General features: G+C 30.6%; 18 protein-coding genes. 5 read left to right on the top strand and 13 right to left on the bottom strand.

Annotation, left to right across the window (positions count from 1 at the left end; translation table 11 throughout):
- Positions 1 to 17 precede the first annotated feature (17 nt).
- On the bottom strand, positions 18 to 602 hold the full coding sequence (locus ACFVRR_RS15860; RefSeq protein ID WP_387330375.1) for an undecaprenyl-diphosphatase: 585 nt from the start codon (positions 600 to 602) through the stop codon (positions 18 to 20).
- A gap of 225 nt (positions 603 to 827) precedes the next feature.
- Positions 828 to 2,057, bottom strand: a complete 1,230-nt coding sequence (locus tag ACFVRR_RS15855; RefSeq protein WP_387330373.1) for a serine hydrolase domain-containing protein — start codon at positions 2,055 to 2,057, stop codon at positions 828 to 830.
- 172 nt (positions 2,058 to 2,229) lie between these two features.
- Between ACFVRR_RS15855 and ACFVRR_RS15850 the strand changes: the two genes are divergently transcribed.
- Positions 2,230 to 2,856: a trimeric intracellular cation channel family protein gene (locus ACFVRR_RS15850; RefSeq protein WP_387330370.1), complete on the top strand. Its 627-nt coding sequence runs from the start codon at positions 2,230 to 2,232 to the stop codon at positions 2,854 to 2,856.
- Between the two features lie 64 nt (positions 2,857 to 2,920).
- Here ACFVRR_RS15850 and ACFVRR_RS15845 read toward each other — a convergent pair whose 3' ends face one another.
- Positions 2,921 to 3,472 carry an NADPH-dependent FMN reductase gene (locus tag ACFVRR_RS15845; protein WP_387330368.1) on the bottom strand — a complete coding sequence of 184 codons (552 nt, stop codon included), beginning with the start codon at positions 3,470 to 3,472 and terminating at the stop codon, positions 2,921 to 2,923.
- Between the two features lie 499 nt (positions 3,473 to 3,971).
- Between ACFVRR_RS15845 and ACFVRR_RS15840 the strand changes: the two genes are divergently transcribed.
- The 3 genes from ACFVRR_RS15840 to ACFVRR_RS15830 all read left to right on the top strand — a co-directional run bounded on the left by ACFVRR_RS15840 (position 3,972) and on the right by ACFVRR_RS15830 (position 7,319).
- Positions 3,972 to 4,886 carry a DMT family transporter gene (locus ACFVRR_RS15840; protein WP_387330365.1) on the top strand — a complete coding sequence of 305 codons (915 nt, stop codon included), beginning with the start codon at positions 3,972 to 3,974 and terminating at the stop codon, positions 4,884 to 4,886.
- 691 nt (positions 4,887 to 5,577) lie between these two features.
- Entirely contained in the window at positions 5,578 to 7,080 is a 1,503-nt protein-coding gene (locus ACFVRR_RS15835; protein WP_387330364.1) for a fibronectin type III domain-containing protein, read from the top strand.
- Positions 7,081 to 7,094: 14 nt separating this feature from the next.
- Positions 7,095 to 7,319: a hypothetical protein gene (locus ACFVRR_RS15830; RefSeq protein WP_387330362.1), complete on the top strand. Its 225-nt coding sequence runs from the start codon at positions 7,095 to 7,097 to the stop codon at positions 7,317 to 7,319.
- Positions 7,320 to 8,110: 791 nt separating this feature from the next.
- Here ACFVRR_RS15830 and ACFVRR_RS15825 read toward each other — a convergent pair.
- Together ACFVRR_RS15825 and ACFVRR_RS15820 are read right to left on the bottom strand one after the other, a co-directional pair.
- Positions 8,111 to 8,692: a MerR family transcriptional regulator gene (locus ACFVRR_RS15825; protein WP_387330359.1), complete on the bottom strand. Its 582-nt coding sequence runs from the start codon at positions 8,690 to 8,692 to the stop codon at positions 8,111 to 8,113.
- 601 nt (positions 8,693 to 9,293) lie between these two features.
- Complete coding sequence (locus ACFVRR_RS15820) at positions 9,294 to 12,464, bottom strand: ATP-binding cassette domain-containing protein (RefSeq protein ID WP_387330357.1); 3,171 nt, start codon at positions 12,462 to 12,464, stop codon at positions 9,294 to 9,296.
- A 315-nt stretch (positions 12,465 to 12,779) separates the two neighbouring features.
- Here ACFVRR_RS15820 and ACFVRR_RS15815 point away from each other — a divergent pair, with 315 nt between their 5' ends.
- On the top strand, positions 12,780 to 14,381 hold the full coding sequence (locus ACFVRR_RS15815) for a glycoside hydrolase family 10-like protein (protein WP_387330355.1): 1,602 nt from the start codon (positions 12,780 to 12,782) through the stop codon (positions 14,379 to 14,381).
- 63 nt (positions 14,382 to 14,444) lie between these two features.
- On the opposite strand, the gene recQ is transcribed toward ACFVRR_RS15815, so the two are convergent.
- The 8 genes from recQ to ACFVRR_RS15775 form a co-directional block, all read right to left on the bottom strand.
- Positions 14,445 to 16,556: a DNA helicase RecQ gene (recQ, locus tag ACFVRR_RS15810; protein ID WP_387330353.1), complete on the bottom strand. Its 2,112-nt coding sequence runs from the start codon at positions 16,554 to 16,556 to the stop codon at positions 14,445 to 14,447.
- Positions 16,557 to 16,597: 41 nt separating this feature from the next.
- Positions 16,598 to 17,038: a YaiI/YqxD family protein gene (locus tag ACFVRR_RS15805; protein ID WP_097977482.1), complete on the bottom strand. Its 441-nt coding sequence runs from the start codon at positions 17,036 to 17,038 to the stop codon at positions 16,598 to 16,600.
- Complete coding sequence (locus ACFVRR_RS15800; protein WP_387330351.1) at positions 17,022 to 17,738, bottom strand: pseudouridine synthase; 717 nt, start codon at positions 17,736 to 17,738, stop codon at positions 17,022 to 17,024. The genes ACFVRR_RS15805 and ACFVRR_RS15800 overlap by 17 nt, the downstream gene beginning before the upstream one ends.
- Positions 17,739 to 17,820: 82 nt before the next feature.
- Positions 17,821 to 18,324, bottom strand: a complete 504-nt coding sequence (locus ACFVRR_RS15795; protein WP_387330349.1) for an ankyrin repeat domain-containing protein — start codon at positions 18,322 to 18,324, stop codon at positions 17,821 to 17,823.
- Between the two features lie 2 nt (positions 18,325 to 18,326).
- Positions 18,327 to 19,271: a 5-oxoprolinase subunit C family protein gene (locus ACFVRR_RS15790; RefSeq protein ID WP_387330346.1), complete on the bottom strand. Its 945-nt coding sequence runs from the start codon at positions 19,269 to 19,271 to the stop codon at positions 18,327 to 18,329.
- A 4-nt stretch (positions 19,272 to 19,275) separates the two neighbouring features.
- Positions 19,276 to 20,034, bottom strand: coding sequence for a 5-oxoprolinase subunit PxpA (locus ACFVRR_RS15785; protein WP_387330343.1), 759 nt, complete (start codon positions 20,032 to 20,034; stop codon positions 19,276 to 19,278).
- Entirely contained in the window at positions 20,021 to 20,764 is a 744-nt protein-coding gene (gene pxpB / locus ACFVRR_RS15780; protein ID WP_387330340.1) for a 5-oxoprolinase subunit PxpB, read from the bottom strand. Before pxpB ends, ACFVRR_RS15785 begins: the two co-directional genes overlap by 14 nt.
- 49 nt (positions 20,765 to 20,813) lie before the next feature.
- Positions 20,814 to 21,368 carry a pyroglutamyl-peptidase I gene (locus tag ACFVRR_RS15775; RefSeq protein ID WP_387330338.1) on the bottom strand — a complete coding sequence of 185 codons (555 nt, stop codon included), beginning with the start codon at positions 21,366 to 21,368 and terminating at the stop codon, positions 20,814 to 20,816.
- Positions 21,369 to 21,764: the final 396 nt, after the last annotated feature.

The following is a 21,764-nucleotide window of genomic DNA, read 5'->3' as shown; positions in this document are numbered from 1 at the left end:
CTCTATTAAGTTCTTACTCAGGAACTTAAATTCTTTTTCGTATTAAATGGTAACTTGTTTATTATTCTTTCATAAATTTTTAATAATATTTTCATTAATGGTTCCGTTAATGATGATGTTTTTAAAACAACGATTGCAACTATACCAGCCAAAATAAATGCACCAATTATATCAAAAGGATAATGTACTCCAACAAAGATTCTTGAAATACCAACTAATATCGCCCAAACCAATGAAATCAACCCTAAACGATCTTTTCTAAACAATAAAATAAGCGCAGTAGAAAATACTAATGTCCCGTGATCACTTACAAAAGATGAATCAGATGAATGTGTAATCAGCTTCGTCACATGGTGATTAACGAATGGTCGCGCGTGGTAATAAAATTGATGAATAATAAAGTTACCACCTAGTGCTAATATAAGTGTTAGTACGATATAAAAAGCTGTATACTTACGTTCGCTACCTTTTTGAATCCATAAATATGCTAAAAGCCCTATTACGATTAAAATGGCAGTTTTAGATAAAAATATCATTACATTATCTAATGCAGGCCAAATGCCCGCAAAACTATTTATTAATTTAAATATTGAGTAGTTCATAAAATTTCCTCCATTTTTTTTGATCGGAAATTATTATATAAAAGTTTTATGAAAAATTGATGAAAATTTAGTTGGGATTTTCTATTACAAATAAAAAAAGACCTATTGTAAAATAGATCCTTTTAACTGAGACTGCAGTTAGACAAATAATTTAAGTCTGAAAAAGAGAATTTTTTACTTCACGATTGAACAGAAATAAAAAATTGTTGTATGGAGAATGATTCACTATTTTTTATTATTTACCTTACATCTTTTTAATAATTGTTCTTCAATAACATGTTTATAAATAACTTCTGCTAATTCTTTTTCTACTTCAAATCTTGAATCTTCAGATAAATCGAATTCACTTCCGTTCAAAATAAAAATTATACCGAATTGTTTTTCTTCATGCCAATATAAGTTGCTGATTAATCCGTATGCTTCACCCGCATGGCCGATCATTTCTTCGTAACCCGGTAAGAAGTCGTGGCTAATATGCAAACCAAGACCCATTTTACTAAAGAAATGATTATTTTTTTCTCTAGACCATTGGGTTGATGTCATTAATTTTGACGTTTTTTGTCCAAGAATTTGTTGTCCATTTAAATTTCCATTTAACATATGTGCCCGTAAAAATTTACTTAATTCAACTGCGGATGTCCTTAGTCCACCTTGAGGTTCAAATAATCCTCCATGATTGCCAATGATATATTGATCCCAATGAGTTTTCGAATACCCACTCTGCCTAGCATCATCAATTGATACTTTATATTCGTTTGTATCTTTATTTTTTTCATATATGTTTGCTAGTTCATGGCTTTTATTAAAATTAGAATATGAAAATGCTACATTTTTCATTTCTAAAGGTTCAAAAATATTTTGTTTGATATAATGATCAAAACGTAATTTAGTGACTTTTTCTATAATTGCACCGCATATGATCGCACCAATATTTGAGTACATCCATTGATCTCCTGGTTTCCAATCCCCCCATATTTCTTTCGTAAAATACTTCCCATTTTCATCAAATAATTCTATAAGTTGTAAAGAAAAATTTGAATGTCCATCTTTAATGAACTTTGCATAAACACTATTTGAAGCATCGTCTGAGTTAAGTGAAGATGTATGAGTTAATATTTGCATCAACGTAATATAAGAATTAGGGAATTTAGGATTTCTTACTTTAAAACCTAAATAATGACTAATATCTTGATTTAAATCTATTAATTTTAATTCGACTAATTGCATGATAGCTGTAGCCGTAAAAAGCTTTGTAATAGAAGCAATTCGAAACATCGTATATTCTGTAACTAAATCTTTTGTTTCTATATTACGATAACCATAAGCATCAGACCAAATCAGTTTATCTTTTAAAACTGCAGCAGCTTGACACCCAACAATATTAAATTTGTCCATTATTAATTGAATTTCTTTTGAAACAATTTTATTTTTATGTTGTTTAATTTTGTTTTGCATTTTAACCTCTCCAATCTATAAATTTCAAGTGATTTTTATGTAAAATACAGTAAATTTTTTATGTAAAATTTTTTTTTTAAATGAAGCGTTTTCAAAGTTATTTTAATATTGTAATAGTCCCTACCTGTTGCTAAAATGAATCATAGAAAATGGAATTAAGGGGATAGAATGGATGATTTTGATCGAGGTTTTTGTTTATGCAGGGATTATAGCTGCTAGCATTTCTGGTACTTTGGTTGGTATTCAAAAGAAATTGGACTTATTCGGTGTTGTTTTTTTAGCAGCTTGTACTGCGCTTGGCGGAGGGTTAATTCGTGATATTATTTTAGGTCAAACGGTACCAAATGCTTTCGCAAAACCTCAATACTTTATGGTAAGTACAGTCGTTTCAATTATAACTTGGTTATTTTATCAACGAACAATGCAGTTTCAATCAACTTTAATCATTACTGATGCAATTGGTCTAGGTGTTTTTACTGCAGTTGGTTCATATTCGGCAATTGATCACGGTTTAAAAGGTTCTTTTTTAATTATTTCGATGGGTTTAATTACTGGAATTGGTGGTGGAATTATGCGAGATGTATTCGCAAGAGAAATTCCATTTGTATTCCGAAAAGAAATATATGCAATTGCAGCAATTATTGGCTCTATAACAATTTTATTTACACATGGTGAATTTACTAAACTGCAATCTTTGTATATTTGTTTTCTAATTACAACAGCAATTAGAATTATCGCTGTACGATACAAAGTAAACTTTCCTATTAGAAATGTAAATGATAAATCGTTTTTACTTTAAGCTTAACAAAAATGTTAAGCTATTTTTAATGGTCCTAACCAATAATTGATTAGGACCATTTTTATTACTTAGAAACACTATTTGATTCTATGTATTCTTTATATAAAATTTCTTTTTGTACATATTCTTTTAATTCATCAATTACTTCAGCTACTTTTGCAAAAGCTTCAGGCTTAACAACTGTATCATTTTCAAAATCAACTGGATCTAAAACTAGTTGTTTTGGTAATGCATTTCCATAAACACCACGAATTACAGTTCTCAAACTATTTAAAGCGTTTATACCACCTTTTCCACCACCAGCTACTGCTAATAATGAGATTGGCTTTTTCTTAAATGGCTCAGAGCCTAATAGTTCAACTAGGTTTTTTAAAGCTCCACTCATCGCATTATTGTACTCTGGCGTACAAATAACGATTCCATCAGCTTTAACTAGTAATTCTCTAATTGCTTTAACTGCTTCTATTTCTTTTTGTTCAGCTTCCCCGTTATAAAGAGGAACTTGTTCAAATGCTAAATCTAAATTTGTAAAATTATTAGAGTCAGCGATTTGTTTTGCTAAGAATCTAGTTCGACCATTTGCTCTAGGTGAACCATTTACTACTACGATATTCATTTAAATTCCCCTCACTTCTTAAAATCGTTACCACATATTTGACATATTTTTACTAAAAAATTCTTTAAACTACAAAATATAGTATAAATGAAATCTATATTTTTGCCTATTAATTTATACAGAATTTAATGAAAACTTGGATTTTGAAATCTTAATAGGTGTGGAAAATTTCTTATGAGTAAAGAAATCTCGTCTTTTTGCCATTTTACTTCCTCATGAACCCTTTATGAGGTAGTATATCTCATCTTTTTGACATTTTACTTACTCATGAACCCTTTATGAAGAAGTTAATCTCATCTTCTTGGCTTTTTACTTCCTCATGAACACCCTATAAGGAAATTAACCTCTGACTTCTCCTTGAATTTTTCTTACTCAAGAATACCCTATGAGTATGCTATTTTCCTTTTACAGGATTTATTCAATTGATATAACACCAAAGTTTAGTTTATACTTATTTGACAGAATATTGAAATTACACATGAAATGGATGTGATACATATTGGGGAATTTGGCAGTAAATAAAAAGGCGACAATTAGTATCATTATTGCAATGGCTACTTTCGGCACAGTAGGTTTCGTCGCTCCTAAAACAGGCTTAAAAGCCATTGATTTAGTTTTTATTAGATGTGTTTTTGCAAGTATATTCTTATTTTCTGTTTGGTATTTTTCAGGAATAGCTAAAAAAGAAATATTTAATAAAAAAGATATTACTCTTTCATTATTTAGTGGGATCCTATTAGTTTTGAATTGGGTATTTTTATTTAAATCATTTGAAAATTTATCAGTTACAATTTCAGTTTCAATTTATTACTTAGCTCCCGTAATTTTATTCTTATTAGGTAGTTTAATTTATAAAGAAAAAATTACGATAGTACCTTTACTTGGGGTTCTAAGTAGTTTTATCGGCTCAATTCTTTTATCCGGTATTAATTCTGATTTTACAATTGATAAATTCCTTTCGTCTGGTGTCATTTGGGCATTTCTTGCGGCAATCTTTTATGGTTTATTAATGATTGTGAATAAAGGGATTACACAAACAAGTTCATATTTTACGACTTTACTTCAGACAACATTAGGGTTTCTACTTTTAATTCCTTTTGTTAAATTTGATTCTTTTCAAAACTTGCATTTTGAAAACTGGAGTTTTATTTTGATTATTGGATTTGTTCATACAGGCGTTATTTATGCATTATTCTTTGGTAATATTCGATTTTTACCTTCTAATATGATAGCTGTGTTAACATTTTTAGATCCTGCAGTAGCCATTGTGTTAGATACAGTCATAACAGGATTTAAACCAACACCAACCCAAGTAGTTGGAATTTTTATGACATTTTTAGGTATCGCTTTAATACTGCTACTGAATTCACCGAAGAAAGTATCGCAAAATTCAAAGGAAAAAATTGCAAATTAACTGTTCATTCAGTTAAAAGAACTTTAACTTCATTGTCAAACTATACTAAAAGGACTATAATGAAGTCATAAAGAATATACTAAAAAGGGATGTGCTGCGAACACACCCCTTCCGAGTAGTAATTGGTAAAGTTGCTTTCCTCGGATTCAGTGAAGAAATAATCACCACAACCATTCGAGGGGTAGGGTGATTATTTTTTTTTACTAATAGAAATGATAATACCGATTATGCTTAAGATTACAGTTGCAGTAGTTTTTTACTATATTATATCAAACTGAATGTTGCTTAAAGTACTGGTAATAAAGCGTTTTTGAACCTGTTAAAAATATAAGAAATCATATATATATGATTTAATGTTATCATCTTGTAACCACATTTTTAAATTATAGGACTCTTTATAAGCGCTTAAAACAACTTATTCAAAGTCTTTTTTCTCTAACAACACTATTACCAAATGAATAAAGGACCCTTCCAGCACTATTACTGGAAAGGTCCTTTTTACTTGGAGTTTTAATGAATCATATTTAAAAAGCACTGCAATAACACATTAATAATATCATGTATGAAACAAAATAGATTGTCCTTATTTGAAATATCGTATTTCAAATAAGGACTCACACTTAACTCTACTAATATAGTAAAGTTTTCATTGGATAATATATACAATAAAAATTCAAGGTGGAGATATTACATGAAAAAATTATTTAAACAAGCTACTGTTACAGCAATAACAGCAGCAATCTTAGGATCAATCATTCCAATAAAGTCTCATGCTGAGGAAATTTCTAAACCAATTAGTGAAAACAATATTAATCAAGTAAACACGCAAACTAGTTTACCAACACCTCCCATTATTCAAGGTAGAGCAGTAAATGATAAGTATCCCCAAATGCCAGCACCAACAGTTGAGGCATTTTCTAATGATGATGGAAATGGAACAGGATACTTAAATGTTTCTTGGAAACCCGTTGAAGGTATAACAAAATATCAGGTAATCTTATTTAATGGTTCAATACACAGTTACTGGGATGTCCCTGCAGATGAAACAACCTGGACAACTAAAGGTAAGGGAATGTTCCCTACTTTAGAACAAATCGAGGCAGGTCAAGTGAATTTTAAACGTGATAATTCTGGGACTGACTTTTTAACCGACCCTTCAGTTCTGTATAAAAGAGCTCTTGAAATTAATGGAGGGTTGAACTATTCAGAAAATAAAAGTTATTATGTTCGTGTAACAGCAGTACATAGTGATGGTGAAAGACCTATTTCATACGCTGCATCTTCTACAATTCCATTATCAACTCCTAAAGTGACTGTATCATCAGTTGAGACTTATACAAAGTTAAAAGGCAGTATTAACTTAGAATGGCAACCTGTAATAGGTGCTACCGGCTATATAATATGGATGTTTAATGGTAAAGAATATGAATCTTTCGACATAGGTAACCAAACAAGTTGGTCGACAAGTAATAAAGGTATTTGGCCAACAAAAAATGATATATTAAATGGAGTTAATAAACTACACAAAGATGGAACTGGGACGGATTTACCTTTTGATCCTTCAGAATTATATTCACTAAATAATTTTAATGTTGAAAATGACTTGAATTATAAAATAAAAGTTAGTGCTTATAACAAATATGGTAATTTCTCTGAACATTCAACACTAGCAAATATTAATTTAGTATCTGACTTTTTAGAAGAGTATATATTACTTGAAAATAATCAATATAAATTAGAGATTCCACAAAATATACAAAATCAGTTAAGTTCACAAGCTATTAGTTCTGTTAATTCGTATTTAAGTATGATGAACGATGTAATAAACACTAACAACATAGAAAATGTAACGGAAGAAGGATTTACTTTAGAATTAACTGATTACCAATTATCAAATAAATTAGAACAACAAGGATTAGATCCTTTAGACACTTTGACAGATAAAAAAGGGGTTACAAAAATCAAATTTCATAAATGGGGTATGGAAATTTGGATGAGTCAAGCACTTGTAAAAACTTTAGGTGGCATAGGTATTGGAGGGGCAGGTATTATGCTTGGCATAGTATTTCCTGGTATAGGTGTTTGGGCTGCTTTAATAATTGGATCAATTTATAACGCTTATGTTCTAGACAGAGCAACAGCTTTATATGTAAAACAATGGTACACAGGTAAGAGAGTTGTCTCTAAACAATAAATGAGGTGAATTTCATGAAAAAATGGTTTAGTACTTTTTTTATGCCTTATAAAAAAATGCCTATTAAAACAAGGTTTTTATATAGAGTTATAGCTATTCCTATTTGGTTAATTTATTTAATAATATTCTGGAATTTAGATTATACCCAAAATGCTAAAATTATAATGTCCTTAATGATTGTTATTTCTTGGTCTATTGTTTTAATTTATGACTATAAAAAATTAAAGAGAGAAACTTAAATTTATTTTAAAAAGAAACGTTCATTTAATATGAACGTTTCATCTTGTAGACAAAGTGGTATTTTACCAACTGTCTACAAGATGAGCTACTGTTTCTAAGTTGCTATCTTAGATTCTATCATTCCGATGAAGTCTCATTCTGAAGAAATTCGCAGCATATATAAAAAAAAAGAATATACTAAAAAGGGATGTGCTGCGAACACATCCCTTCCGAGTAGTAATTGGTAAAGTTGCTTTCCTCGGATCCAGTGAAGAAATAATCACCACAACCATTCGAGGGGTAGGGTGATTATTTTTTTTTGCTAATAGAAATGATAATACCGATTATGCTTAAGATTACAGTTGCAGTTATTCCAACACATTGAATAATTAAATTTGCAATCTCATAACCAGTCACATTCTCACCTCCCTTCTTAGCGAAGAAAGGCACCTACCACAACCCTACTCTACCTAATTTTACCATAAGTATATTCAAAATACCAGAATGTATGTTCTGTTTTTTATTTTTTGATTAGAAGCCATTTCATCTATTCATAAAGAGGAACCTTACCTCAACTGCATTTTTTGAACTTAATAAGGGTTACTAGAATGGTGGGTTAATGAAAATCTACCATTCCTGAAGAACGATCAATTTAAAACAAGTTTACATAATAATTTAATAAAAAAGAACACTTGTTTTAAGTGCTCCTCAAATTTCGACTATTAATTATTAAGTGTAAAATTCCATATAATATGGCTATTATCACTCCAACGACAAAAGCAACGCGAAATCGCTAGTATGTAATATAAGCTTATATTTCGAAATACCATTTTTTTAATTCTTCTATTTTTTCACTTACTTTCTTTCGTAATGAATTCTTTTCTTGAGTGGCTGCCGTTTCTAATAACAGTTGTTGATCTTGTTTTCTTTGTTCTCTCCATTCTTCTATCAGTAAGCTAGTTTGTTTTTCTCGTTGCTTTAAAACTTCTTTATGTTGTAGATCCATCTTTTTAGAAAGTCTTTCTTCCATTTCATTCATTAGTTTTTCAATTGTTTGCAACTGGTGTTCATTGTTTATCTGTATTAGGTGCTCTGTTAAGTTTAAAGACTTTTCTTCGACTATCATGTCTGTATGAGGTATTAATCTATTGGTTTGCTCTATTATCATTCTCGCAGACTTCTCTAACGTCATCCCATCATGCTTACTTAATTCAATTAGTTTTTCGAAGATCAAGACATCATAATTTGAATATTGTCGATGTCCTCTACTATTCTTCTTGATTGGATAACCAACGTTCTCTAAGATGTCCTGATACTTTCTGAAGGTGCTTGGTTTCAACTCCAACTGTTCTCTTATTTGAGTACTAGTTAATATTACGTCTCCGTCTATCATGACCTCACACTCCTTACAATGCTTATATTCTATACTGGCATGCTATCTCCTTTTTGCATTGTAAAAGGTTTATCGAATTTAGCATCAGAGTTTATTGAGCGAGAAAGATTTGATGAGCGAATATATGAATTTTTATAAAAGAGGATCACTTATTTTTATACGAATGAAATGATCTAAAAGTTTCTTTTTTTTTAAAGGTAATATAATAAAAAACTCATTTGTATTTTTAACAAATGAGTTTTCAGATCAAATTATTAGTCAAAATACAATATTTTAGTTTAAAAGATATGTCATCAAGAATATTACAAATACTGTTAAACCCGCTGATATTTTTAAGTTCCTACCTAAGTTTAAATGATTCATCATATCTCCTACTTTCAAATATAATATTGTTATATTAAAAATATTTTTTTAGAAAATTCGTTTTTTGCTATAGTTTAATCATACTAAGTATTCTTTTTTATGACCATGTATAAAGTGTGAACATTATTCTATGAAAATTTTTCAACAATTTTACCTGTTATATTGACACATATATTTTAAGCCACAAAATAAAAAACTCATTTCAAAACGATTTTTTAAAATGAGTTTTTTTTGATTGTTAATTATTTAGAATTAAACATTGATAAACTGACATCATATCACGTTTATTTAGTTCTCTTATGCGATTAAATATCGGTAGATCTTTAACTTCTTCAGTTAGTTGGTTTTCAGGAACTATTTCACTTACTTTACCTGTGAGCCATGTTTGAACCGCGATGCCCTCAACAAGCTGTTGACGTCCACTTTCATTGATTCCACTAGCTAAACAGCTAACACAAGGTATTGTTAATTTATATACTCCGTCATGTAAATTATCTTCAGAAATTACTTTCTTTCCTTTACAGAACGGACAAGGGTTACTCGCTTTTACTTTATTAATTAGTGTAACGATTTTTTTATAGCCAAATGCTTCATAAACATATGTTAGTTTTTTGAATTTACCATTTGTAAAATATTTGTCTATAATGTCTTCTCTAGTCTCAAATATATCTTTAAAATCAGTTATTGTTACTAAGTTTTTATTGCTTATTTCTTCAATATTCGTCTTAACACAATCCCAAAACGGTAAAGCATTTTGCAGTACTATTTCATATCCAACGAAGCTTGCTTGTTTTATTTCTAGCATTTTTAAAGCAACCTGTTGTTCTCGAGATAGTAAAGAAACTTCAACTGTTAATGGTGTTTCTCCGCCAACAATTGATTTTATTTCTTCTAGGACTGTTAGCTGGCCAACTGTTTTAATGACTTGATCTACAGGCTGATTGATGATTTCACGAATATCAAATTTGCCAAAAATTAATTTTTTGTGGTGATTTAATACGGTACCTTCACAAATAGGACATATAATTTGCTCTTTAGAAGCCTTCATTTGTTCTTTGATAGCCGATTTTGAAATTGACATATATCGTCCAATAATCGTATTAAAGCCTTCCCATAATCTTTGTGTTTTTCCAGCTTTATCATAAAAAGTTTTTTCATAGTATCCATATAAAAAAGTATGCTTTTCTGCTTCTGACATCTCATTAAAACTTTTACTAATGTCTTGACCAAGTTCATTTTTTATTTCATCAAATAGGAATTGTATTTTAGGATATTGGTAATATTTTAAAACTTCCATTACATCTGAATGTAATAAACCTTCCCAAAAAGGTACTGTTTTATCTTGAATGACTACATCAATATCAAACTTCTCAATTACTCTACGGCCAGAACATGATGGACAATGATTTTCTTGGTTATAAAAGTCAAAACTTCTAGTATCCTTATTAGTCGTATGTAAAGCAACGATTTGATTGATTAGTCCGCCGATCTCATATAAAAATGTATATTGACTATATAAATGTCTTTCTAAATCAATTGCGATAACAGGAAGAATCGCATCAGATTCATATTCTCCATAAATGAGTCTAGCCATCGATGATAGACTTTTTAATATTCCACCTTTATAAATGTTTTCTGCATTTTTGAAATAATTTATATTATTTTCTTGTAAATATTGAACTCCCTTTTGTACTTTAAGTGATGATGAAATTTGCGCTTGAGGCTTTTCATGATCTTTTTTTATGTGATTAAAATAATCATCATGATTTACAACTTCAAGCTGTTCAACAGGAGTAATCTTTCTTTTCCCAAAATCAACAATATAATCCGAACTTTCTAACATGTAAGCATTGTGTTCAATCATCATAATAGAAATTGATTCATCTTTTAGAATTTCTCGAACACTATCTATAAATTGATTTAATATATTTTGTGATAAACCTTTTGAAGGTTCATCAAAAATGAAAAGTGTATGAGGGTTTCTTGCATTAGAAAATAGTTCAGAAACTAAATGTACACATTGAAATTCTCCAGTTGATAGTGTTTTTGTTTTTCTTTCTAGCGTAAGATAGCCAAGACCAAGTTTGATTAATAAGCTTAATCGCTTATGTGCAATGTCTTCGTTCGGTAGTTCTTCGATGATATCCTCGATTGAACGCAGGAAAATATCATCTATTTCTTCACTATATTTTGTTAACTTTCTTTTTATATCTAAGAACGTCGCAACTGTTGATCGACTCGTAATCGATTGGTTTCGATCCTGACCTACCATCACTAGTTTATCTTTTGGGTATCGTTTTAAGAAGTCTTTTGACATACATTCATTTACTAGAGTAGATTTACCACATCCAGATTCACCAGTAAATGTTACTAGTCTATTTTTAGGGATCTGTATTTCTTGAATTTGGATATTACGACAATGAAGATCTTTAAACTCATAGAACTCATTTGGCAAAGTCTCGTTTTTTCCCCAATAAATCGGTTTAGGTCGTGGAGATTCTTCAACAATTTTCCCGCCATATTTACCACTTCCAGGTCCGAAAAATACTTGATCATCTGTTGCATCTAGCACAGTATCGGAATGGTCAATTAACCATATTTGATTTTTAAATCCTAATTCTTTTATCTCGTCTAATATTCTATTTAAAGTATCATGGTCAAGACCAACTGAAATTTCATCGATGATAATAACAGTATTTTCACTAGTTGCCATAAATTCGGCTAAATAAAGTCGAGTTATTTCTCCACCGGATAATGTTCCTGTTATTCGATTTAAGGATAAATAGCCAATATTCATTTTGATTATATTGTTTAGTAAATGCTGTTTCGCCTCACTAATTTGTAATTCTTCTGCTAGTGATAAGATTGTTTCTACACTTAAGTTATTAATATCTGAAATAGAATGTGGACGACCAAATAAATCAATTGTATATTCTTCAACTTTTTGATTATAGCGGTTTCCATTACATTTTTTACATTCGATATTTTTTGTAATTCCGCGACCTTTACAATCTGGACACCAGCCTAATTCATTATTAAACGAAAAAACTTCTGGAGAAAGATTAAACTTTTCTGCAAGACTTACACGAATGTCTTTAAAAACACCTGTATGTGTTCCAAGTGTTGAACGTGGATTCGTAGAAATGGAAGATTTGCCTAGGAAAAGTACTAATGGCATTTCTTCCATCTTAATCGCACTAAAATTTGTTTCCATTATGTTTGGGAATAAATATTGATATTCAGCTTTTGGAAGTAAAGACACTAGACGTTTCTTTGACTCCTCACCAATTGTTTGACAAAAAGTTGTTTTACCAGAACCAGATAATCCAGCAATTCCCAATGACTGATTCTCAGGTAAAATTGCATCTAATTTATTAATATTATTTGCAATTAATTGACATATTTTCAAATTCTTATCCTCTCTTGTCTCGTGAAATTTGAATAAATTATGTATGCTCTTTCCTTATATGACCTTTAATTTCTGCAATTATACTTACAATTAATATTGTATCAATTTAAGACAATCCAAGCTATAGAACGTGGATGATAAATTGATTTATATTTGAAGGATTTCACAAAAGTATAAAATACCGAAATATAATTTCTTTATTTTTTAGATTTTTTTGAAATTTTATTTCAAAAAACATAGACAATACTTTCCATTTTTGGTAGTTTTATATTATGTAAGCGCTACTAATTTAATAGAAGGTTAGGTGGAATACTTATGAAGAAAAGAAAACTTGGAAAATATGCGATTGCTGCTACAGTAGGTGCATCTCTATTATTTCAACAAATTCAAAATGTTCGTGCTGAAACTACTTCACAGAACTCAACACCGTCTAAGCATGAGCTACGAGCAGCTTGGATTGCTTCAGTAGTAAACATAGATTGGCCATCAGCTACTGGCTTGTCTGAAATGCAACAAAAATCGGAGTTTATTAAACTATTAGATGATGTGGAAAAGATGGGAATGAACTCAGTTGTTGTCCAAATTAAACCGACAGCCGATGCTTTTTATCCGTCTGATTATGGTCCGTGGTCTAAATACTTAACTGGTACACAAGGTAAGGATCCAGGCTATGACCCACTTGCATTTATGGTTGAAGAAGCACATAAACGTAATATTGAATTTCATGCTTGGTTTAATCCGTATCGTATTACAATGCCACGAACAGCACCAGGTGATGCTACTTTATTGGATTTAAATTCTTTAGCAGAAAACCATCCTGCAAGAAAACATCCTGGATGGGTAATCCCTTATGGCAAGCAATTATATTTTGACCCAGGTAATCCTGATGCACGTCAATTTATTATTGATGGAATTATGGAGGTTGTAAAAAAATATGATATCGATGCAGTACATTTGGATGATTATTTTTATCCATATCGTATTGCAGGTCAAGAATTTCCAGATCAATCCTCGTACGAAAAATATGGTAAACAAAAGTTTGCTAATATTGAAGATTGGCGACGAGACAATGTAAATCAGTTCGTAAAAATTCTTCATAATTCAATTAAAAAAGAAAAATCTTATGTCAAATTTGGAATTAGTCCTTTTGGAGTTTGGCGAAATATCGTAAAAGACCCTACTGGTTCAAATACTACTGCTGGTCAAACAAATTATGATGATTTATTTGCAGACACAAGAGAATGGATTAATAAAGAATATCTAGATTATATTACTCCGCAAATCTATTGGAATATAGGATTTGAACCTGCTGCGTATGATATACTTGCAAATTGGTGGACCAAGGAAGTAAAAGGTAAGAATATTGATTTATATATTGGACAAGCTGATTACAAAATTAACGATAACAATGCAGCTTGGGCTTTACCTAATGAATTACCAAAACAAATTGCCTTAAATCGTACAATTCCTGAAATCAAAGGTAGTATGCATTTTTCAATTTCGGACTTAAATCGAAATCCACTTGGTATTAAGGATCGTTTAAGCCAGGAATTATATAGAACAAAAGCATTAATTCCTTCAATGCCATGGTTAGATGACAAAGCTCCAAAGAAACCAAAATTCGAAAACGCTCTTCGTACAAAAGATGGAGTCCAACTTACTTTGAATACCCATCCTAATGATCAAGATGTTTCATATTATGTTGTCTACCGTTTTGATGGATTACATAAAGATAGCATTGATAATCCAAGGAACATTTTAACTACAGTTCGCAAATCAGAAAATGGTAAAACAACATTTATAGATACAACAGCAAATATCGATAAAGACTACACGTATGAAATAACTGCTGTCGATCGACTTCATAATGAAAGTAAAGAAAGTAATCAAATTAAGGTTAAAGCTAGTAAGAAATAGGAATAATAAAGAGCTTCCCATTCTATAGGAAGCTCTTTATACTTTTCGTGTAAAAAGTTTATATTATGTTGCAGATTTCATAATCACTGCCTTAATCATGAAATAACTAATTTCAGAAGGTAACTCATCTTTTATAGGGCGAAGTTTTTCGCTTCCAACTGTATTAATTACTTCTTTAATTTGTTTTTCAATATCAAAAGGTACTACTTCATCCCAATCAAACTGATCATCTTCCATTGCACTTTGCAGAATATGATTTTCAACAGTAGTTGTATTTAATCCTCTCTCTTTTGCAATTTCAGAAATAGTTAGTCCGTTTTGATAAGACTCGTATGATATTTTGTGTGAAGGTACTTTATTAATAGTTGTCGGTTTTGGTTTTGTTGTCTCTACTTCAATATTGTTTTCTTCTTTATACTTCTTGATTACTTCTATAAATTGCTTACCAAATTTTTGTTGTTTTTGCAATCCGATACCTTTTGCATGTAAGAATTCTTCATCAGTTGTAGGGAGCAATTTACATAAATCTCGTAAAGTACTATCTGCAAATACGACAAAAGGTGGTACTCCAAGCTCAGTAGCAATTTCTTTACGTAAACTTCGTAGTTGATCGAATAAATTATTATCAACGTGTGTAATTTCAGTAACTTGGATTTCTTCTTTTTTCATTACGTTTATTTTATTTAAAAGTACTTCTCTTCCTCTATTTGTTACAGTTAACAATGGGAATTTACCGCTAGTAACGCCAATAAATTGTTCCGATGTTAAATAATCAATTAAATCGCCGACACTTTTTAATGTACGGGTTTTGAATAAACCGTATGTCGTTAAAGTATGAAAATTTAATTCTATTAATTTTTTATTCATTGATCCTGTTAGAACTGATGCAACCATCGTTTTACCAAATCGTTCGCCCATTCGAATAATGCATGATAAAACGATTTGAGCATCAATTGTAATGTCTATTGAAGTTCTTTGATCAATACAATTACTACATTTACCACAGGAGTGGTCAGTTTCATCCCCAAAGTATTTTAAAATGAATGCCTGTAAACATGTTTCGCAATAACTATAATCCTTCATTGATTGTAGTTTTGAAATTTCTTGTTTTAGACGATTATGTTCAAAAGTAGATTGTTCAATTAAAAATCTTTGTATTTGAACATCTTGTGCAGTAAAAAGTAAAATACATTCACTTTCTAATCCATCTCGCCCTGCTCTTCCAGCCTCTTGATAATAGCTTTCCATATTTTTAGGCATTTGGTAATGGATTACGTATCTAACATTACTTTTGTCAATTCCCATTCCAAATGCATTCGTAGCGACCATAACATTAATATTATCTTGTAAAAATGCATCCTGTTGTTTTGAACGTTCTGCATCGCTTAAGCCTGCATGATATTTACCAACAGAAATGCCTTGGTTTTTTAATTTATTCGTAACATTATCTACTTCTTTTCTAGTTGCGGCGTAAATAATACCTGATTCATTTTTATTTTGTTTTATGTAGTTACAAATATAATCTAATCGATTTTGTCCTCTAATGACTTTAAATGACAAGTTCTCTCTTTCAAAGCCTGTAATGATTGTCGTTTCCTCAATTATTCCTAATTGATTACAAATATCAGATTTAACTTGTGGAGTTGCCGTCGCCGTAAGTGCCAGTATTGTTGGGTTCGTAGGCAATTCTTGTATTAGGTTTTTTATACGTAAGTAACTTGGTCTAAAATCATGTCCCCATGATGATATACAGTGTGCTTCATCTACCGCTACAAGTAAGATTGGCAATCTTTTTAATTCATTGATAAAGCTTTCTGATTCTAATCGTTCAGGTGCAACATATAGAATTTTGTATTCACCATAACTTAAATCCATCATTCTTTCATTTACTTCATTATAAGAAAGTGAACTATTAATAAATGTGGAAGGAATACCTACTTGATGCAATGCATCTACCTGGTCTTTCATTAAAGAGATTAAAGGAGAAATGACGAGGGTAACTCCTTGGAGAATTGTCGCTGGAATTTGATAACAGATCGACTTTCCACCACCTGTAGGCATGATACCAGCTGTATGCTTTCCTGATAAAACTCGTTCAATAATTTGTTCTTGTCCGGCTCTAAAATTTTCATATCCAAAATACTTTTTTAAATTTTCTCTTGCAAGTGTTAACATGCTTGCCTCCTTTTTTATTTTATTTGTACAATTCTATTTTACTATAAAGAAATTGAAGAAAGTAATTTTCTTAATCCGTTTTCGAAATTTGTATTATCAAGCTTTTGACGTTTTTTTGGTCCCTTCACTCGTCCACCTGCATTTCGAATTTTCTTTGAAACATATCGAGTATGCAAAAGTGAATCAATATTTTCATTTGTATATTGAAAACCGTTTTGATTCAATACATAAGCTTGCTTTGATAAAACCATTGCAGCAAGACCATAATCTTGAGTAATAACGAGATCTCCGTTTACAACTCGATTGACTAAAGCAAAATCAACTGCATCCGCACCTTGTGAAACAACGATCGTTTCGGCGCCCTCTCTTTGCATTATATGGGCAGTATCACATAACAAAAGAACGTTTATCTTAAATTCTGCTGCAATTTTAATTGTTTCTGAAACTACTGGACAGCCATCTGCATCAATTAAAATTTTCATTTGATTCTTCCTCTTTCAATTGTTCTTTTAAATTAACTAATTCGTTATCTGTTAATTTTCTCCATTTACCTATTTCTAGATTTTCCAAATGGATATTCATAATTCGAATTCTCTTTAATTTAATCACTTTAAATCCAAAACTTTTTGCCATTTTCCGAATTTGACGATTTAAGCCTTGCGATAAAATAATACGAAATGTAGATTCATCTATTTTTTCAACTTTACATTTTTTAGTTATAACTGTTCCTATAAGTACACCATTTGACATGCCATTAATAAATTCTTCATTAATTGGCTGATCGACTTTGACAATATACTCTTTTTCATGTCCGTGTTCACTATGTAAAATTTTATGTGCAATAGGACCATCGTTTGTAAGGATGATTAATCCTTCCGAATCTTTATCCAATCTGCCTATTGGAAAAATTCTCTTTGGATAATTGACAAAATCAATTATATTTCCTTCTACAGTTTGTAATCCTGTACAAGTAATTCCTACTGGTTTATTTAGAATGATATAGTCTTTTTCACTCGTTAAGTAAATCACTTCATCATTAACTTGTACAAGATCGTCTTCTTCTACTATGCTGTTTTTTTCAGCAGTTAGTCCGTTAATTTTAACGTGTCCTGAAACAACCAATCGTTCTGCCGCTCTTCTAGAACAAAAACCTGATGCGCTAATATAAACATTAATTCTCAATACTTATTCCTCTTTTACTAGTCTTTCTTTTATCATAACAAAAAGTGCTGTGACATAACAGTCATCACAACACTACAGATAATCATAAAGTTACTTCTTTTATAAAATTGATAAATGCTTTATTACCACGTTCTTCAGCAATTTCAATTGGAGTTTTACCAGAATTATTCGTTTTAATTTCAGCACCGTTTTTTAACAAATGTTCAGCAATAGTCGTATTTCCTTCAAATGCTGCGATATGTAATGGAGTGTGACCTTCACTGTCACTAATATTAGGATTTGCTCCGTTAGTTAAAAGATAATCAATCACTTCTATCGACTTAGCACCTGCAATTGCTGCATGGAGTGCAGTGTTTTGTGGTATGAATGAAAGCTTTGAGTGAGAAAGTGCATTGACTTGTGCACCATTTTTCACTAAAGTTTTTACAACTTCATATTGACCGTAATGTGCTGCGATTCCAAGTAATGTTAACCCATGCTCATTTTCTTCGTGAATCAAATTTGGCTGTTCACTTATTAACTCCATTACAATTTCATTTTCGCCTTTTTCCGTCGCATCAAATAATTTTGCAAGTAAACTTTCCATATTTATCTCTCCTTATTTCTACATTCAATTTGTAAATAGTTTAAAAATAATTGAAGCTTTTTATTTAAAAGTCTCGCTTCATCTAGATCTACTGGTATTAATTGAATAATATTTCCTTGTTGCATTTGTACAAGTTTCCAAAGGTCTGAATAAATTATTGTACCTAATGTTGCATATCCGCCTGTAGTTTGAGAGTCTGCTAGTAAGATAATCGGTTGGCCAGTTGGTAGTACTTGGATCGTTCCAAAAGTAGTGCCTTCTGATAGAATATTTGAATCAAACGGTTCTAAATTAGATTTTTTTGAACTTAAATACATTCCCATTCTATTAAACGTACCAATTGTAAGTGGTGCTGATAAAATTTGTGATTTTATCTGGTGAGGTATTTTCTCAAAATGACTACTTTTTATAAAATGAACCAAATTATCCTTAGGATAGATTGGAATATATTCATGTTTTAGTCCATTTTTCACTAGTTTATAAGAAGAGCTTGAACCATAAATTATTGTACCTTTTTTAGGAATTAATCCAAGAGAAGCAGGCTCATACGATGACTGACTTTCGAAATGAGATTCACTTTTAATTCCACCGGGTACCGAAATATATGAATAAACTCCAGTATTTCCCCCGTTAAAAGTCAAAATCTCTCCTTTTGCTATGTCGATTATTTTATTCATCCCAACTAATTTACCATTAATTGTAGGATTCAAATTTCCACCTGTAATGACGATTGAAAATTGATTTAATGCTTTTAGGACAGTACCACCAATCGCAATTTCTATACTAGCTGCTTTTAATTTATTTCCTATTAATAGATTTCCAATTTGATAAGCTAACTTGTCCATAGCACCAGAAACAGGTATACCTAAATGTCTAAATTTGTTCCTACCAATATCTTGAATTGAAATAGATACACCTTTTTGTAAAACTTCAAAAAACTCTTTCAAAGTATTACACTCCTATAGACTTAACAAGTATATTATTTTCACTAAATACCTTACGTAATTCGCTCGCTAATTTAATCGAAATCTCTGAATCACTATGTATACAAATTGTATCAGCTTGAATTGGAATATCTTTACCTGAAATTGTCGATACGGTTTTGGTTGTTACAATTTGAAGAGCCTGATTAATGGCATCTTTCGTATTATGATGAACCGAGTTTAATTGATTACGAGGTACCAATAAACCATCATCACCATATACTCGATCTGCAAATACTTCTGAAGAAAAAGGAATATTCATTTCGATCGCTGCTTCTATTAATTTGCTATTTGCTAGTCCATATAAGGTTAGTTCAGCATCGAAGTCTTTCATTGCTTTTGTAATTGCTAAAGCAGATTTCAAATTTGTAGCTGCCATATTATAAAGTGCACCATGAGGTTTTAAATGACGAAGTTCAACTCGGTTTACTTTGCATACCGAATAAAGTGCACCAATCTGATAGAGAACTAATTTATAAATCTCATCTTCACTGAAATTCATTTCTCTTCTACCAAAACCAAGTAAATCTGGAAAACTTGGATGCGCTCCAATTGATAAATTATACTGCTTTGCTAATTTTACTGTTTCATAAATTACAAACGGATCTCCTGCATGAAATCCACAAGCGATATTGGCTGAAGTAATATGTGGCATAATTTGCTCATCATTTATTTTGTAATTTCCAAAACTTTCACCTAAGTCACAGTTTAAATCAATGTGAATCAATAAAACGCACTTCCTTTTTAATTGAATAGTTGTCCACTTTCACTAGCTGTTCAATCTGATTAAATTCTTCGATATTAATCTCAAAAAATTCCACTAAATCTCCAGGTTTAAAGTTTTCTGTGCCATTATTTTTCGTTGAAAATATTGAAATTGGAGTACGTCCAATAATATTCCAACCACCTGGAGATTCAAATGGATAAATCCCAGTTTGATTTCCAGCAATTCCAACCGAACCCTTTAAAACTGTTTTTGGCTTGATTAGTCTTGGAGTTGATAGTTTAGAAATTAACCCGCCAAGATACGGAAACCCAGGCATAAAACCAATCATATAAATAGGATATATTTTTTCTAAATAAAGTCGAACTACCTCTTCAGTTTTTAGTTTATTATGCTCTGCTACTTTTTGAAGTTCTGTCCCAAAAGTGGCATTAAAACAAATAGGAATTTCATAAATTGTATGCTCTCTGTTAATTTTTGAACGATTATAACGATTAAAATGAGATTTTATTTCTTGGTTTATATCCGCGTATGAAAAGTTAATTGAATCATAAAAAATCGTAATCGAATGATAAGATGGTACGACTTCTATTATTTTAGTCATTAATTGAATTTTAAGATATTCTGAGAAAGCATGTACTAGATTATTTGTTTCCATTGAAATCGAATCACCTAAATAACATACTAAGCCAGAGCAACCTAATGGAAAAATATCTAATTTAGTGCTAGTCATTTAGACTAATCACTTCAATTGCAAGCTTTATAGCATTCGTCAAATCAGTTTACGACCAACTTGGCAATTTTTGATCAATTACGGCCATTTCATGTGAAGCTGGAATATGAATAAAGCCACTCGGAATTTTCTTGTTTAATTTTTTTAATTCATTAAGCATTTGATACATAACGTTATTACACAAATAAGTACCTGCAGAATCGGATATTTCGGCTGGAAACTTATGATTGTTTAATTCATTAACAATCTTTTGAATTGGAAGTGTTGTAAATAGTCCATCCGGGCCTTCTGGATCAATTTTAGCCCCTGCATATTTATTTCCTTTATTATCCGCTGCACCATCATTGCAATTTATTGCAATCCGTTCAGGTGTTATTTTAAATCTACCACCTGCTAATCCTAATGAAATCACTGCGGATGGATTATAGGTATGGAATAAATTTATTAACTCACTACCAGCTGAACTAAAATCAACAGGTAAAACTTTGCCGATTATTTCATAAGAACCAACGACCTGCCCGTTTAATTCTTTAACGATTTCTTCTGTAGGATTAATTGAAAAGTTCAAAAAAGGTTCAAATCCTGTTAACAATAATGTATTCAAGAGCTCTCAGTCCTTTGGTAAAATTTTCATATTAGAAATACTTCTACAAAATCAATTTAATTTCCTTTGATATTTAGTAAAAGTAGAGAGTTCAATATAAAAGTTTAGGTCTGACAAAATAAATGCTAAGTACTAAAATGTTCTCATTTAAAAATGGATCTATCTTCTTAGTTGAATAAAGTTCTGTATTCAGGTTGCGTTTTCTACTAAAACAAGGGTTACTATTTTACTATTAAAAACTAAGTGCTTCATTTTTCAAAAGAACTATTACGGTATGTGAAATTTTAATTCTTTTTATTATACGTTCTTTTTAATTCATGCTCTAAATATTGATTTTTGAGTTAAAGAGAAAGACCAGAATAATATATTCCTTCCTTTTCTTATTGAACTACCGAA

Source organism: Gottfriedia sp. NPDC057948, from assembly GCF_042887255.1.
Lineage (GTDB): Bacteria > Bacillota > Bacilli > Bacillales > Bacillaceae_G > Gottfriedia.
This window is presented reverse-complemented; position numbering and strand designations above follow the sequence as displayed.